The organism is Petrotoga sp. Shatin.DS.tank11.9.2.9.3 (assembly GCF_003665005.1).
In the GTDB taxonomy this organism is placed as follows: Bacteria; Thermotogota; Thermotogae; order Petrotogales; family Petrotogaceae; genus Petrotoga; species Petrotoga mobilis.
Genome location: NZ_JGVT01000005.1, coordinates 311,223 through 327,837, shown reverse-complemented (window position 1 = coordinate 327,837; position 16,615 = coordinate 311,223). Strand labels below are relative to the sequence as shown.

Annotated in this window: 12 protein-coding genes and 1 tRNA gene; 8 read left to right on the top strand and 5 right to left on the bottom strand. The window is 35.3% G+C overall.

The genetic code is table 11. The annotated features are described in order from the left end of the window. Positions 1–54 precede the first annotated feature (54 nt). Positions 55–1,083: a D-xylose ABC transporter substrate-binding protein gene (gene xylF, locus BZ25_RS06505; protein ID WP_121514427.1), complete on the bottom strand. Its 1,029-nt coding sequence runs from the start codon at positions 1,081–1,083 to the stop codon at positions 55–57. A gap of 361 nt (positions 1,084–1,444) precedes the next feature. Here xylF and hutH point away from each other — a divergent pair, with 361 nt between their 5' ends. From hutH to BZ25_RS06475, 6 genes are all read left to right on the top strand, one after another. Next, on the top strand, positions 1,445–2,971 hold the full coding sequence (gene hutH / locus BZ25_RS06500; protein WP_121514428.1) for a histidine ammonia-lyase: 1,527 nt from the start codon (positions 1,445–1,447) through the stop codon (positions 2,969–2,971). 17 nt (positions 2,972–2,988) lie between these two features. Further along, the gene (locus BZ25_RS06495; protein WP_121514429.1) at positions 2,989–5,016 is read left to right on the top strand and encodes a urocanate hydratase; all 2,028 of its coding nucleotides are present in this window, start codon (positions 2,989–2,991) and stop codon (positions 5,014–5,016) included. Positions 5,017–5,028: 12 nt separating this feature from the next. After that, positions 5,029–5,928, top strand: a complete 900-nt coding sequence (gene ftcD, locus BZ25_RS06490; protein ID WP_103065147.1) for a glutamate formimidoyltransferase — start codon at positions 5,029–5,031, stop codon at positions 5,926–5,928. Continuing rightward, a complete protein-coding gene (hutI, locus tag BZ25_RS06485; RefSeq protein WP_304598472.1) occupies positions 5,891–7,204 on the top strand; it encodes an imidazolonepropionase in 1,314 nt (437 codons plus the stop codon). Before ftcD ends, hutI begins: the two co-directional genes overlap by 38 nt. 57 nt (positions 7,205–7,261) lie before the next feature. Beyond that, positions 7,262–7,350: transfer RNA gene (locus BZ25_RS06480), tRNA-Leu, on the top strand. Between the two features lie 218 nt (positions 7,351–7,568). Next, complete coding sequence (locus BZ25_RS06475; RefSeq protein ID WP_121514431.1) at positions 7,569–8,747, top strand: ComEC/Rec2 family competence protein; 1,179 nt, start codon at positions 7,569–7,571, stop codon at positions 8,745–8,747. 30 nt (positions 8,748–8,777) lie between these two features. On the opposite strand, the gene gcvH is transcribed toward BZ25_RS06475, so the two are convergent. The 4 genes from gcvH to BZ25_RS06455 form a co-directional block, all read right to left on the bottom strand. Then, positions 8,778–9,128: a glycine cleavage system protein GcvH gene (gcvH, locus tag BZ25_RS06470; RefSeq protein ID WP_103078024.1), complete on the bottom strand. Its 351-nt coding sequence runs from the start codon at positions 9,126–9,128 to the stop codon at positions 8,778–8,780. A 103-nt stretch (positions 9,129–9,231) separates the two neighbouring features. Continuing rightward, positions 9,232–9,828 carry an ECF transporter S component gene (locus tag BZ25_RS06465; RefSeq protein ID WP_121514432.1) on the bottom strand — a complete coding sequence of 199 codons (597 nt, stop codon included), beginning with the start codon at positions 9,826–9,828 and terminating at the stop codon, positions 9,232–9,234. Positions 9,829–9,872: 44 nt separating this feature from the next. Further along, positions 9,873–11,873, bottom strand: a complete 2,001-nt coding sequence (locus BZ25_RS06460) for a S9 family peptidase (protein ID WP_121514433.1) — start codon at positions 11,871–11,873, stop codon at positions 9,873–9,875. Between the two features lie 76 nt (positions 11,874–11,949). Then, on the bottom strand, positions 11,950–13,239 hold the full coding sequence (locus BZ25_RS06455; protein ID WP_158584871.1) for an amidohydrolase family protein: 1,290 nt from the start codon (positions 13,237–13,239) through the stop codon (positions 11,950–11,952). Between the two features lie 270 nt (positions 13,240–13,509). Here BZ25_RS06455 and BZ25_RS06450 point away from each other — a divergent pair, with 270 nt between their 5' ends. Both BZ25_RS06450 and BZ25_RS06445 read left to right on the top strand, forming a co-directional pair. Next, entirely contained in the window at positions 13,510–14,631 is a 1,122-nt protein-coding gene (locus BZ25_RS06450; protein WP_121514435.1) for an ROK family transcriptional regulator, read from the top strand. A 96-nt stretch (positions 14,632–14,727) separates the two neighbouring features. After that, the gene (locus BZ25_RS06445) at positions 14,728–16,599 is read left to right on the top strand and encodes an ABC transporter substrate-binding protein (RefSeq protein ID WP_121514436.1); all 1,872 of its coding nucleotides are present in this window, start codon (positions 14,728–14,730) and stop codon (positions 16,597–16,599) included. The last annotated feature ends 16 nt before the right edge of the window (positions 16,600–16,615 follow it).

The window sequence follows — 16,615 nt, the reverse complement described above, 5'->3', positions numbered from 1 at the left end:
AATCAGACTAAAGGGTTAGGGATTGACCCCTAACCCAAATATTCAACGTTTTGTTTAATCTACTTTCGGCCATTGGGATTTAGGAACATTTTTATAAACATCTTCTAACTTTTGGAAACCATCTTTTATAACTGTTTCTACTATGTTAGTTTTATCAACAGGAATTGGCTCCAAGAAGAAAGTAGGTACCTCTTTATACTCATTGTTAATTGTTCCGTTTGTTACAATATGAATATCCTTAGCCGCTGAAACAGCCATAATAGCAGCCATAGTAGCTATGTCCCTTATAGGTTTATAGACAGTCACTGTTTGTGTACCTTCAACTATTCTTTGGCAGGCAACCAAATCTGCATCTTGACCAGATACTAAAACTTTTCCTGCTAGTCCCTGTTCTTTTAATGCTTCTACTGCTCCTCCAGCTGTACTATCGTTGGAGGCAACAATAGCATCAATTTGATTTTGAGTTGCTGTTAAAGCATTTTCTACAATTTTCATAGCTTCTTGTGTGGACCAGTCTTTTGCCCATTGGTCTCCTACTATTTTTATTGCTCCACTGTCAATATAAGGTTGAAGAACCTTCATTTGACCTTCTCTAACGAAGTGTGCGTTCATATCGGTCGGAGATCCTCCGAGTAGGAAATAATTACCTTCTGGTTTCTTATCAACCAAGTATTGTGCTTGAATTTCTCCGATTCTTATTGGATCGAAAGTAATGTAATAATCTAAATCACATTCCATTAAAAGACGATCGTAAGCAATTACTGGAATTCCATTAGCATGAGCCTCTTCAACCACACTTCCCATAATATAACCATCATGTGCAATGATAACTAATACATCAGCTCCCTGATTCATCATATTTTCAACCTGAGAAACTTGCAATAAATCATCGTTATTAGCCGATTGTACAATAACCTTTGCACCAAGTTTTTCGGCAGTATCAACAAAAATATCCCTATCTTTTTGCCATCTTTCAAGTTGCAAGTTAGCAACAGAAAGCCCAATCAAAATCTCATCCTTCGCGAGTACAGCACCACCAAACGTTAATAAAAACACCAAAAAAACCAAAAGAACTTTCTTCATTTTACTAACCTCCCCTTTTTTTTATTTTTTTACCATTAGTACTAATGGTAAAAACCACACCTAACTACTCCAATTCTAAAATATTCTATTTAGCCTTGTCAATAGTAAGTTTATCCAATCAACTAATATTAGGAGCGATTACGGACAATTATTTGCGATTAGGAAGCTTTTTCTTAGTTTTTCTTAATTTTTGTAAAAAATTGTTTTCTAAGATTTCGTTAGATTTTCTCGTTTAATCGACTTAGATTGCTTTTAATCACCATTAATTAGCTCTATTTGAAAGTGAGAAATTTTTTTCACAGTGTTATAATTTTGTTAGAAGATGGGAAATTTTTGTTTGATCGAAAGTGAGGTCTTATATTTGAAAAAGGTCTATATAGACGGTGAACACCTGAGTTTGGAAGATGTGACTAATGTAGCTAGTCATTATTACGAGGTGGCTATCGATAAATCTGTCCTTGAGAACATTGAAAAATCCAGAAAAATTGTAGAAAAGTTTGCAGAAGAGGAAAAAGTCATATATGGTATAACTACTGGCTTTGGAGAACTCTGCAATGTTTTCATTTCGAACGATAAAACAGAGAAATTACAAAAGAATCTGATCAGAAGCCATGCATGCGGAATTGGGGATCCTTTGGATATAGAAACTGTTAGAGCGATTATGTTGCTTCGTGCGAATTCTTTGGTCAAAGGTTTTTCTGGAATAAGGTTATCCACCATACAAACTCTGATTGATATGATCAACAAGAAGGTTCACCCAATAATACCAGAAAAAGGATCTTTAGGAGCCAGTGGTGATCTTGCTCCTTTAGCCCATATGGTTTTACCGATGATAGGAGAAGGAGAAGCTTATTACGAGGGCAAACGGTTAAATGGAAAAGAAGCAATGAAGTTGGCTGGAATAGATACGATAAATCTTGTTGCAAAGGAAGGTCTTGCTTTGATAAATGGAACACAAGTTATGACGGCTATAGGTGCATTATCGATATACGATAGCATAGAACTTTTAAAAACGGCAGACATAATTTCATCGTTGAGTTTTGAGGCGCTGAACGGTGTCATCGAGGCTTTTGATGAGAGGGTACACAATCTAAGACCTCATAAAGGACAGATTGGGTCAGCTAATAATTTAAGGAAAATACTTGAAGGTAGTAAAATGGTATCTCATCAAGGGGCATTACGTGTTCAAGATGCTTATTCCTTGAGATGTATCCCGCAGGTTCACGGTGCTTCACGTGATGCGGTAAATTATGTAGAAGATATCATCGTGAAAGAGATGAATGCAGCAACCGATAATCCTTTGATATTTTCAAAAGAAGAAGAAGCAATATCCGCGGGGAATTTTCACGGCCAACCAATTGCATTGGGCATGGACTTTTTGGCGATTGCTTTGTCTGAAATTGCAAATATATCAGAAAGACGAATAGAAAGGCTTGTTAATCCTAAATTGAGTGGATTACCTCCTTTTTTGATAGAAGAAAGTGGCTTGAATTCTGGGTTTATGCTTGTTCAATATTCAGCCGCCTCGTTGGTTTCAGAAAACAAAGTCTTAGCCCATCCTGCAAGTGTTGATTCAATTCCTTCTTCTGCAAACCAGGAAGATCACGTTTCTATGGGTACAATCGCAGCGAGAAAGGCAAAGAATATTCTAAACAACGTCCAAAAAGTATTAGCTATGGAAATGCTGTGTGCTTGCCAAGCGATAGACTTACGAGGAAATAAAGGTTTAGGAAAAGGTTCAAAGATAGTATATGATATAGTTAGAGATAAGGTACCGAAGATAACCGAAGACAGAGCGATGTACGAAATGATAGATAAGAGTGAAGAAATCTTAAAATCTGGCATAATCGTTAAAGAAGTGGAAAAAGAAACTGGTAAATTATTTTAAAGAAAGGAGAAATTATCATGGTGAACAATATTGATATTTCAAATGCAATGTCCATTAAGTTGGATGATGAACTCCCTCCTATGCCCAAATTCATCGAAGGCATAAGAAGGGCACCTAAAAGACCTTTAAACTTATCAAAAAGAGAAGTAGAACTAGCCCTTGCAAACGCCTTAAGGTACGTGCCGGAAAATTTGCATGAAAAATTGGCTCCAGAATTTCTGCAAGAGTTGCTTACTCGAGGTAGAATTTATGGATACAGGTATAGGCCTGAGGGCAACATTAAGGCAAAACCTATAGATATGTACAAGGGTAAATGTACTGAAGGAAAGGCATTTCAGGTCATGATCGACAACAACTTGGATTTCGATGTTGCTTTGTATCCTTATGAACTGGTAACCTACGGTGAAACCGGTCAAGTATGTCAAAATTGGATGCAGTACAGATTGATTAAAAAGTACCTAGAAGAACTAACAAGGGAACAAACTTTAGTTGTGGCTTCAGGACATCCCCTTGGCTTGTTCAGATCAACACCAAATAGTCCACGAGTGATAATAACAAACGCCTTGATGGTTGGGATGTTTGATGACCAAGAACATTGGATCAAGGCACAAGCTATGGGAGTTGCCAACTACGGGCAAATGACTGCGGGAGGTTGGATGTATATAGGACCTCAAGGTATCGTTCATGGCACTTACAATACCTTGTTGAACGCTGGAAGGTTGAAATTAGGGATACCACAAGATAGTGATCTAAGAGGACGTTTGTTTGTTAGTTCAGGTTTAGGTGGAATGAGCGGTGCTCAAGCTAAAGCGATAGAAATCGCAAGAGGCGTTGGAATAATTGCAGAAGTGGATTATTCGAGAATACAAACAAGACTAAACCAAGGTTGGCTAAAAACCTACAGCAAAGATTTGGACGAAGTTTTTGAAATAGCCTTCGATCATCTGAATAGAAAAAAATCCATTTCCATAGGTTATTATGGCAATATTGTAGATCTATTGGAATATATTGTAAAGAAAGGTATAAAGGTAGATTTGCTATCAGATCAGACGTCTTGTCACGCAGCCTACGAGGGAGGGTACTGCCCGCAAGGCTTGACTCATGAAGAGAAGAATCAGCTCTTAGAAACAAATAAAGAGAAATTTGTTGAATTAGTCAACAATTCATTGAGAAGACATTTCGAGCTTATAAAAACAATGGTTGAAAGGGGAACCTACTTTTTTGACTATGGGAATAGTTTCATGAAGGCGGTTTTTGATGCAGGAGTGAAAGAAATAGCAAAAAATGGGTTAGATGAAAGCGAAGGGTTCATATTTCCCTCGTATGTGGAAGATATAATGGGGCCATTAATATTCGACTATGGTTATGGACCTTTCAGGTGGGTATGTTTAAGTGGAAAAAGGGAAGATCTATTGAAAACGGACAAAGCAGCGATGGAATGCATAGATCCCAATAGAAGGGGCCAGGATAGAGACAACTACATATGGATTAGGGATGCAGATAAAAACAATCTTGTTGTTGGTACTCAAGCACGAATTCTTTATCAGGATGCTATGGGAAGGATGAAGATAGCCCTTAAATTCAATGAAATGGTTAGAAAAGGGGAAGTTGGTCCCATTATGCTTGGAAGGGATCATCACGATGCGGGTGGAGCTGACTCTCCTTTTAGAGAGACAGCGAATATAAAAGATGGGAGTAATATAATGGCGGATATGGCAACCCATGATTTCGCTGGAAATATAGGAAGGGGAATGAGTTTGGTAACACTGCATAACGGAGGTGGAGTTGGTATCGGTAAGGCCATTAACGGTGGCTTTGGCTTGGTTCTGGATGGAAGTGAAAGGGTGGATGAAATAATAAAGAACGCAATTCCATGGGACGTTATGGTTGGTGTCGCCAGGCGATCATGGGCTAGGAATGAAGCTTCTATAGAAACATCAATAGAGTACAACAAAGAAAACAAAAATACAGATCACATAACTTTGCCGTACATTGCTGATGAAAATATGGTAAAAGATTTAGTTGATAAATATTATCAGGGTTAGGAGGTAGATACTTTGAACAAAATTGTAGAATGTGTTCCAAATTTCAGTGAAGGAAGAGATAAAGAAAAATTAGAGCGTATTGTAGATGAAATAAGAAAACAAGAAGGAGTAAAATTATTAGATTACTCTATGGACAGAGACCACAACAGAAGCGTAGTTACTTTTGTGGGGGAACCAGATCAAGTAATAGAAGCAGCTTTTAACGCTTGTAAAAAAGCGGCTGAGTTGATAGATTTGAGAACCCATAAAGGCGAACATCCAAGAATGGGGGCTACAGACGTCATACCGCTCATTCCAATTAAAAACATATCGATGCAAGAGTGTGTAGAGTACTCTAAAAAATTGGCAAAAAGAATAGGAGAAGAGTTGAATATCCCCGTAATATTGTATGAAAAATCAGCCAGCCGACCTGAAAGAGAGGATTTAGCTGTTATAAGAAAAGGCGAGTTCGAAGGAATGTTTGAGAAGTTAAAACAAGAAGCGTTCAAACCAGATTTTGGCCCAGATAAACCGCATGAAAGTGCAGGAGTTACCGCCGTGGGGGCAAGGATGCCTTTGATAGCTTTCAACGTGAACCTAAATACCAACAACATAGACATTGCAAAAAAGATAGCCCAAGCGGTTAGAGGTAAAAGTGGAGGATTTAAATATTGTAAAGCGTTGGGTTTTGAATTGAAAGAAAGGAATATAGTCCAAGTTTCCATGAATATGGTTGATTACACAAAAACACCTTTGTACAGGGTATTTCAAGTGATAGAAAATGAAGCGAACAGGTATGGAGTGAACGTTGTTGGAAGTGAAATAGTTGGGTTGGTACCCTTGAATGCCCTTGTTGATACAGCCGATTATTTTTTAAAATTAGAAGATTTCAGTTATGACAAAGTTTTGGAGAATAGGATTTATGGCGATTGATATGAGCGAAAAAGCTACTTTAATAATAAAAAACATCTCAAATTTAATAACGATGAAAGGGCCTAATAGACCAAGAAAGAAAGAGGAAATGTCAGAAATTGGCTTAATAAAAAATGGCATCATTGCTGCTTCAAAAGATAAGATTATCTACGTTGGAAGTGGTGATTTGCCAAAAGACATAGAAATAGCTCAAGATGCAAAAATTATAAACGCCCAAGGGAAAACTGTAACACCCGGTTTAATAGACTCTCACACTCATTTGGTCCATGGTGGCTCAAGGGAATACGAATTATTTAAAAAATTAGAAGGTGAAAGTTACTTAGATATTTTAAATTCTGGGGGAGGAATATACGACACCGTCGAATTAACTAAAAAGGCATCTTTTGATGAATTACTTAAAAAGGCAGAAAAGAGTTTAAATAGAATGTTGTCTTACGGAGTAACAACCGTTGAAGCAAAAAGCGGTTATGGGCTTGATGACTTTGACACAGAATTAAAACAGCTTGAGGTCATAAGAGAACTCAATAGAATCCACCCCATAGATTTGGTTCCTACATTTTTGGGGGCGCATGCCGTACCTAAAAAGTACCAAGACAACGTCGATAAATTCGTAGATATACTCATAACTGAAATGATCCCGTATGTAGCAGAAAAAAATTTAGCTAAATTTTGTGATGTATTCTGTGAAAAAGGAGTTTTCTCAGTTGATCAATCCAGAAAAATACTTTCTGCTGCAAAAGAACACGGTCTATTCCTCAAAATTCACGCAGACGAAATAGAACCTTTAGGAGGTACCGAATTAGCTGCTGAGTTAGGCTGCGTTTCAGCAGATCATTTGGTAGGTGCAAGCGATGAAGGCTTGAAAAAAATGGCTGAGAACAACGTTATAGCTACCCTTCTTCCTACAACAACCTTCTTTTTGCAAAGTGAGAAGTATGCAAACGCTAGAAAGATGATTGAACTTGGTATACCAATTGCATTGTCGACTGATTATAACCCAGGAAGTTCGCCTACAGAAAATTTACAATTGGTTATGACGTTTGGGGCAATAAAATTACATATGAATCCAAGGGAAATAATTACATCGGTGACTATTAACGCAGCCTGTGCGTTGAAATTAGAAGATAAAATTGGTAGTTTGGAAGTAGGTAAAAAAGCTGATATGGCGATTTTCGATGTTCCAAATATAGAATACTTAATATACCACTTCGGAGTAAACCACACTCAAACTGTTATCAAAAATGGTGAAGTGTATGACATAGCCACGGTCTCTTGACAAAGCCTATAACGTAGTGTATAATAATTTTGATATATTGACATAAATAACTTTTTCGCCGGGGTGGTGGAATTGGTAGACACGTATGGTTGAGGGCCATATGAGTATTTACACTCGTGCGGGTTCAAGTCCCGCCCCCGGCACCAGAATAAAGGATCGTGTTTTACGATCCTTTTGTTTTTTGAATTAATTTTATTATATTCCTGATTGATAATCTCACTTCTGATTTCTATCTACTGGGGGTAAAAGTATAGAAAAGAGCCCTGAAGTTAATTTCCCCTTTTTTATTGAATTATTCATTGCCTTTTCTTTGTTATTAGTACTTTCCTACTTGAATAAAGCCGCAGTATTAATAGGCTATATTGTGTTTCTTCTTCTTTTAAAAATCTTAGAGAAAGATAAATTAAAAGTCTTTTTAATCGGTGTCTTGTTGTTTCCTGGCTTGTTATACATTCCCATCAATCTCAATTCAGAAGTAGGTATTTTAGGGAAAATTATAGACAAAAGAGGAAATTATTATACGGTATTTTCAAAAAAAATCTATTATGAAAATCAATGGCAGAAATACAGGAATTATTATAAATTTTACTACGGTGAATTCAGCACGGTTCCCATCACTACGGGCAAAAACGTCTACATATACGGAACCATTGAAAACGATTTTCTTAGAGCTGAATATATGGCTCCCGCCAACAACAATTCGATTATGAAGATAAAAGATCTTGCAACCAATAGATTGTCTGAAAACATTCAAAATACCGAGGCACTTGATATATTAACGAGCTCTTTTATGGGTAACATACGGGATAAAGAGGTATTTCAAAAAACAGGGACTTTGCATCTATTTGCCGTTTCAGGTATGCACGTGTACATAATTTACTCGATGATCAGCTTCTTTCTCAACTTTTTTATCTTGAAAAGGAATTTAAGACTCATCTTATACTCCACTATTATCACTTTTTATTTGGTTTTTACCGGATTCACCCCAAGTTCTGTACGGGCTGTATCGCTTTTAGTCACTTTAAACTTATTCAGACTTTTCGACGTTCCTGTTAGCTCTTTCAACATCTTAGGATTAATAGGATATCTCAACCTATTGTTCATTCCCAATAATCTAATGAACGTTAGTTTCCAAATGAGTTATGCTGCAACTTTTATGATTTTATTTACAACGAACCATATAGAAAATCAATATTTCAGGTCTTTATCTGTCCCTATAGCAGCATACGTCGGTATATTCCCTATAGCTCTGATACACTTTGGAGAAATTTCTTTGATTGGACTTTTCATAACTCCTATTCTAACCCCTGCTATTTCATTACTAATCTTATGTAGCGTTCTTTCAATATTATTGCCTTTCAATTTTGTTCATTCTTTTTCAACTTTTTTTGCTTTGTCAATAAAAAACTTCGTAAATCTTTTTACATTTTGGGAGCCAATTGAATTTAATTCTTTATTTATTCCGTTATTTCTATGGAGTTTGATCTTTTTGCTTTATGTCTGGCTTCTTCAAGTTAACAAAAGAAAAAAGGACCCCATTTAATAAGGGCCCTTAATTTTGAATTATACTTGTCTACATTGGAGGTTCTTCATCCAAAAGATCTTCTATTTCTGATTGATCAGAAATTTCAATTTTTACAATCCATCCTTTATTTTCGGCGTCTTCGTTTATTATTTCTGGATTGTCTTCAAGATCTTTGTTAACTTCAACAATTTTTCCACTTAAAGGTACATATATATCTTCGGCTGACTTCACAGATTCTATGGTGCACAGGACTTCACCTTTTTTTACTTCTTTCCCAACTTCTGGTAATTCAACGTAGGTTACATCACCCAATTCTTCAGCAGCCTTCGCAGAAATCCCAACAGTTGCAATATTTCCTTCTATTGTTACATATTCGTGGGTAGCTGTGTATTTCTTCATAATACTTGACTCCTCCTTTTAATTTGTAATTTTTGTTGTCTATAGAAATCAAAAAAGTTGCTATAGCGCCCTTCCCCCGCATCCCACCCAAATGATGAGATAATCAATAGCCTGCCTTTTTTACCGCTCTGATTACCCCAACAGTTATTAAAATCGCTATTATGATCTCTGGAATACCGTTTGTTAGGCCTATAGCCAACACTACCCCACCTACGGCTTCCCTTGCTACTCCCATAGCGGTAGCTATCCTGTCGGCAAATAAGAGATACATCATACCTAAAACACCTGCGGTGTTAGTAAAAGTTCCTAAAGCAGCACTTACACCAATAGATACGCTATCTCTCCATTTTGAAACTTTTTCTTTATTACTCGAGAAAAGTTCAAATACTAACCTGTATGAATAATATGAAACTAAACCAATCAATATTCTTGGTAATACAGAAACTAAAGGATTAACAAAAGCAAAAGACAATATATTTGGTCTTAAAAGTGCTTGAATTATACTAGACACCCCAAATATCAAACCTATAACCATTCCTGCCACAGGTCCTTCTAATATTGCCCCAATTATAACTGGAATATGCATAGTTGTTGCATTCGCTGGAGGAATAGGGATAAATCCCAATGGAGTAAATCCTAGAACAAAAGAAATACCAGATAACAACGATATAGTTACCAAGCGTTTGGTTTTTGATCTCATGCTTTTTCTCCTTTTAATGTGAAAAGTTAGCTACAAACATTTAACTATTTTAAATAATTGTCAAACCACGCGGTAATCTCTTTTAATCTTCTTACTCGATGTTTTGGTTTTCCACTTCTGCTCAACTCATGATTTTCTCCTCTGAACATAACCAATTTTGATTCCACGCCATTGTATTTGAGTGAAGTGAACATCTGCAATCCTTCAGCCAACCAACAACGGTAATCTTCTTCCGAATGTATAAAAAGAGTTGGAGTTTTAACGTTATCTGCGTATTTCATAGGTGAATGGAACCATAACTTTTCATAATCACTCCAGGGGGTGGCTGTTTGTTGATCTTCAACGAAATAGTAACCGATATCGGTAGTGCCAAATTTAGCTATCCAATTCGCTATACTTCTTTGAGAAACAGCAGCCTTGAACCTATCAGTATGTCCAATTACCCAGTTGGTCATATAACCACCATAAGAACCACCTGTTACCCCTATTCTATTTTCGTCTATGAAAGAGAACTTTTCCAATACTTTATCAACAAAGTCCATTATGTCTTCATAGTCTATTGTTCCATACTTTCCTCTGATATCTGCAAACTCATCCCCTCTTCCATCACTTCCTCGGGGATTACAAAACATAACAACATAACCTTCATTTGCCCAATACTGCATTTCATGGAAAAAAACATCTCCACCATAAACGGTTTTAGGGCCACCATGAATATCTAAGATTGCAGGGTATTTCTTGTTCTCTTCAAAATTAACAGGTTTCATAACCCATCCTTCAATTTCTATTTCACCTTTACCGAGAAAGGTTATTCTTTCTGGCTTAGATAAAGTTTTTTCTTTCATTATCCATTCATTGAAAGTAGTTAGTTGTCTCTCTTCATTGCCTGCTAATTCGTATAGTTCTTGAAGTTTAACATCTCTCATCCCCACAAAGATGATACGATCTTTAAATACATCAAAACCATCAACGGATCCGCTTTGTGTTGTCAATTTTTCTCTCTTGCCCTTCTCATCTATTCTATTTATGAAAGAATTTCCATATTCTGTGGTTTCAAAATAAAGGTAATCGTCCTCCACTTTGAATTCACTATTAGAACCATATCTACAATCAGAGCCTACAGAACTCCAAGTACTATAATCAAAATCAGTTTGAATTTGTTTTACTTCTTTTGTTTGTAAATCCATCAAATAAAACTTGGGGTTTTCGTTGATTCCGTACTCTTTCATGTTGGAACCTAAGAAGATTATTTTCTCCTTGAGAAAGTCTGCATATACGTAATTGAAAGGGTCTTCGTGAGTTAATTTTTCAAAACTTTCTTTCTTTAAGTCGTATAAATAAAGATCGGATCTTATTTCCATTTTATCTTTAAAAGTATTGGAAATAAAAAGCATTAAATCTTTTCCTTTATTCAATTTAAAACCTTCTACGTTTGTCAATTCATCCGTTATTGGGGTAATTTTTTTATCTTTTAACGTATAAATGTATAATCTATTCCTTTTCTTGTTGGTAAATCCCCTCCCATTCGACCAGAAAGGTATTTCATCTAAAACTTCGTAATCTTTTTCTTCTTTGAGCTTATCCAATTCCTTTTCTTTTTCTTCCTTTGAAAGGCTCTCCAAATTCTTATATTTCGGATCGTAAATACCAGTTACAACAAACTTATCTTTAGATATGGGTTCGATATCTGATGCAAAGAACGGAAGTTCAAAATATTTTTGAGCCTCTCCTCCTTTGATGTTTATTATATAATAAATTGTAAAAGGTTCTCCTTTTTCCTTTCTCTTTTTATCTTTTTCTTCTCTCACCGTTGAAAAGATGATATTTTCATTGTCTAACCATAGATAAGAACTTTCTTGATTGAAAGTGGTGAGCTTGTTGATCGTTTTATTATCAACATTGTAAAGCCATATGTTTGATAGATACTTGTTTTCATCTACATCCATCTCAGAGACAACAAAAGCTAAGTTTTTACCATCCGGTGAAAATTTAGTGTTCGATATAAATTTGTACTTTGTAAAATCCTCTAAAGCTAACTTCTCCATTATGCAACCTCCTCGCAAAATATAATTATTACTGTCATTAGAAACTCTAATACTTAAACTTTTTTAAAATCAAAACCTAATTTTCAGTTTGATAGATCTTTGGTTGAGATATTTCAACAAAAGGATCATTTTGAAATATTAAAGCGTTACTTTCCATACTTTCTTGCCTGTCAATGTTGTCTATAATTTCTGGACCATAGGTAAGCTGATACAAAGAGTAATTATAAGGGATACCTATTTCTCTCAACCTTTTAATATCTCTCAACCAATCTGGTTCTTCAACTGGGGCATCTGATGAAATAAAAAGAGGCACTTGTGAACTGTATAAATCATAAAATCTAAAGGCATCTTTTACCCTTTCACCCAATCTATCTTCAATAAAAACCTTATCGGATTCTATGAATTGAGGTTGTATATCTACAACAAGATTATGTTTTTTAATTCTTTCTATTTGATTAGATCTAAGCACTATAGCATGAATTATTCTATGCCTTAATTTAGGATTGACCTTTTCAAAAACTCGTAAAATTTGTTCTATAGCCCCATCTCCTATAGCATGAGCAGCTAAATGAAGCCCATTGTCTTCACAAAACTCAACGACGGAAGTTAGCTCAGCATCTTCCCATAATTTTTCCCCGTACGTATCAGAATCGTTGTACTTATTAAGCAACAAAGCTGTTCGTGCTCCTAGGGAACCATCCAAATATATTTTAACACATTTAAATTCTTCAAAGTATCCTGATTCATAATATTTTGAAAGCTCATTATAATCCTTAATAGCAACTTTTTCATATACAAAAAACTCATTATCATGTACAAACGGCAAGTTATCTTTATAAATACCATGTAAATCATCTGAATGCACAAAACCATAACCTTTATTTTTTAGATACTTCTTTGAGGTTTCGTAATTATTTTTCACGTCTGTGAAAGGGCCAAAAGTTTTATAAAATTTATCGATAGCACTTTCTTTGATTTTTCCTTCTTCAAAATCCACGTAATTACTTGAATCTGAAAAATCAATACTCTCAAAAACCTTTGAATTCACAACCGCAAAATGTCCACATCTTCTAACCAGCATGATAGGGATTTCTCTGTTTATTGAATCCAAAAAATCTTTCTCAGGATTGGCAAATTCTTCGGTCCAACCTCTTAAAACAATTTTATAGGGTCTTTTACTGACAATTTCTTCTATGATACTTTTAATTTCAGATAGTTTCTTTTTCTCCAAAGTTGGTTGAGATAACTTTTCTCCCAATCCCAATATATGTAAATGTGAATCTGTTATCAATGGAGTAACGAATATCTGCTTGTTGTGTTTAGTGCTTACAAATTTAAACTTACCATTTCTACTGAGTTTAAACAAAATTCACTTTCCCCCTTTTTAAACACTATTTCCTATCTTATTACAATATTTTACCACTAATCTTTTTTTATTTTTTAAATTAAGCACAAGTTTCAATTTTTAAGATTTATGCTCATAATTGACTATAAAGATTAATAATTGACTAAAATCGTAAATAATCGCTTGCTATCAAGATTGCTTTGATATGTAATTGTTGGTATAATTTTTTGTGTGCATCTTGCAAATAATTATTTTGTCATTTATATTAAGGTTTAAAAAAAGGTGATTTAGTTGATTTTAAAAAACGAAACTCAATTGAAAATATTGCGTGAAATATGGCTAAAGAAAAAAACAACCATGTCAGAAATTAGCAACAATCTACAAATAGATAGATCAAACGTATCAAGAAATTTAAAAAACTTAAGAAGTATAGGTTTAGTTTATTATTCTGACAACAAGATAAAAAATACCAATCGTGGGAGAAAGACTTTACAATTACAAATCAATTACTCTTTTGCATACAATATAGGGATCGCTGTTACAGAAAATTTCTTTCTTGTTTTATTGATGGATCTGAATTTTAACGTAATCAGAAAAGAAACAATTTTCAAAGAAGTAAATGAAAAAACAATAGTCGATGATTTGATTAATTGCATAGAAATTTTTTCGGATTTTTTAGATCAGGTTCTCTTCATAGCAATATCTTTTCCGGAACCGGTTGATGATGAAAAAGGGTTGATCTTGTCTTCTGGTATTTTCCCTATAAAAGATATGTATTTGAAAAATATATTGGAAGAGAAAATAAACATCCCAGTCCATTTAGAAAATGACGCCAATGCAGGAGCTATTTATCACTATTATAAGAATAACGGTATTTATAGATTTATAAATTTCATGTTTTTAAGTTTTTATGTTAACAGAAAAAGTATTAATGCAATTCAAGGGAACGGAATAATAATTAACGGTGAGATTTATAAAGGAGCTCATAGTTTTGCGGGTGAATTACCTGTAATTATTCCCATTTGGCAACAGAACGAAAAAGATTATCTGGATATTTTAAAATTCCAACATTATATAAAAGATGAAAAAAAATCTCATATCCTGGAAGATTATATCGAGAAATACTCGAAAGCAGCTTCAATAATCATTAATTTTTTAGATCCTGAAATTTTTATATTTGGAGGGTACACAGAGATACTTCCAAAATTTTCATTAAAATCTATGGTTATTAAAACAAGAGAAAAAATTATAGATAATGAAAGAAGAAAGATAAAAATCTACATCGATAATGATGGCTTAGAAAGCATAGCAAAAGGTTCTGCCATGTCTTTTATGAATAAAATTATGAACAATTATAATCTGGCAAATAAAGCTTTTCTTAAGTTGAAAAAACCAACATTTTCTAATTTTTGATTCCTTTTTTACTCCCTTTTTATACTTCAAAAGTATTCAAAAGTGGTAGTTTTTCTTAGTGAAAAACTGGTGAAATCAAAAAGGAGGTAAGTTAGCATGAAAAAGAAAGTATGGCTAGTAACGTTGGTTGTTCTGTTGGTCGGCATAGCTTTTTCTCAGGTCTTACCAACAATTCCAAGAAGCGAAACACTCATTGTGGATAACCTACATGGACGTGTTGGTAACCCTGGAAATTTTAACTTATGGATACCAGGATCTCTCGCCGGTCATGGCCCTCAACAGGTTTTGATGGATGCTCTATGGTATGTTGATCCACAAACTGGTGAATGGATAAACGCTTTAGCTGCCCAAGAACCTGTTTACAATGAAGATTTTACACAAATAACCATTAAACTCAGACAAGGACTTTATTGGAGTGATGGTGTTCCTTTCACCGCTGACGATGTAGTATTCACTGTAAAAAACATTGCAAGCCATCCAGGTATGAATTCGAGTGCCCAACTTCAAATGTACGTAAAAGACATTTACAAAACGGATGATTACACTGTAGTTGTAGAACTTAATTCCCCCAATCCAAAAGCTCACAACATTTTTACTTCCCTAGTTTATGGAGCTCTTTTTATTCAGCCAAAACACATATGGGAGAAAGTAGATAATCCATTAACTTTCACCTTCAATCCTCCAGTTTCAATAGGGCCATATGTACTTGATAGTTACGATCCTCAAGGGTACTGGTTCTTATTCAAAAAACGTGAGGATTGGCAAAGAACAAGCGTCGGTCAATTATATGGAGAACCAAAACCCAACTATGTCCTCTTTATTTACTACGGTACCGATGACAGAAAAGTTGCGGCTCAAGCCCGCCATGAATTGGACATGATTTTCGATTTAACTCCAGAAGCATTCGAAGTCTTAAGGGCTAGAAACGAGTATTCCGTCGTATGGTACGAAGATTTCCCTTGGGCATGGATGGATGATGTTAACTCAAGAGGAATGTTCCTTAACAACGCTAGATATCCTTTAGACAACAAAGATGTCAGATGGGCATTAACCTTGGCTATAAACATTGAGGATGTTGTTATTTCGGGATATGCTGGAATAGAGAGAGTAACAGCTCTTCACTCGTGTCCAACCCAGTATTTTACTGAAATATATTATGAACCTCTAGAACCATGGCTCGAAAACTTCACGTTGGACGATGGATATAAACCTTACGATACAAACGTTGCCTACAGAATAGCTGAATGGGCTGAAGAATCTTACAATATTGAAGTGGAAGATCCCGAAGCGGTCTGGGGAATAGGTTGGTGGAAATATGATCCTCAAGAGGCAGAAAAGCTACTTTTGAATCTCGGGTTTTCAAAAGATAGAAATGGAAGATGGTTGCTACCAGATGGTACTCCCTGGAAGATCAGCATAATTGCACCAGCTGATTTTGAGATAGATGCCACAAGATTGGCATTTGCAGTAGCTGATCAATGGAGAAAATTTGGTGTTCAAGTTAACGTAGAAACCTTAGAAGCAGGCCCATTATGGACAAGACAAGCTCTCGGCGATTACGATGTTGGGTCTTTCTGGGGTGGCATGTTAGCATCCTCAGGTATTCCAGATATTTGGACGTTCATCAATGGTTTTAAATCTGACTTCTATACTCCTTTAGGAACCGCAGTTACAACTCCAAATAATTATAGATGGAAGGTTCCAGATAAAGTAGATCAAATAATTGATGAGATGGGTGCATCTTACTTTGCAGACCCGAAAGTTGTGGAATTGACAAAAGAGTTCTACAAAGTAGCTGTTGAAGAAATGCCTGTGATTCCAATGGTAATAAACAAAAAATTCAATGCCAATGATAACTATTATTGGACAAACTATCCAAATGCAAACAATCCTTATATGGCAAACGTTTCTTGGTGGGCAGAGTTTAAGTTCATGTTGCCAAGACTTGAGCCAACTGGAAGAAAATAATAGATCTTGTATGGAT

Excerpts from the sequence above, each read along its gene's own strand:
- BZ25_RS06445 (WP_121514436.1), top strand. The coding sequence starts at position 14,728 with ATGAAAAAGAAAGTATGGCTAGTAACGTTGGTTGTTCTGTTGGTCGGC.
- BZ25_RS06460 (WP_121514433.1), bottom strand. The coding sequence starts at position 11,873 with ATGGAGAAGTTAGCTTTAGAGGATTTTACAAAGTACAAATTTATATCG.
- hutI (WP_304598472.1), top strand. The coding sequence starts at position 5,891 with ATGACAAAGTTTTGGAGAATAGGATTTATGGCGATTGATATGAGCGAA.
- BZ25_RS06495 (WP_121514429.1), top strand. The coding sequence starts at position 2,989 with ATGGTGAACAATATTGATATTTCAAATGCAATGTCCATTAAGTTGGAT.
- xylF (WP_121514427.1), bottom strand. The coding sequence starts at position 1,083 with ATGAAGAAAGTTCTTTTGGTTTTTTTGGTGTTTTTATTAACGTTTGGT.
- BZ25_RS06465 (WP_121514432.1), bottom strand. The coding sequence starts at position 9,828 with ATGAGATCAAAAACCAAACGCTTGGTAACTATATCGTTGTTATCTGGT.
- gcvH (WP_103078024.1), bottom strand. The coding sequence starts at position 9,128 with ATGAAGAAATACACAGCTACCCACGAATATGTAACAATAGAAGGAAAT.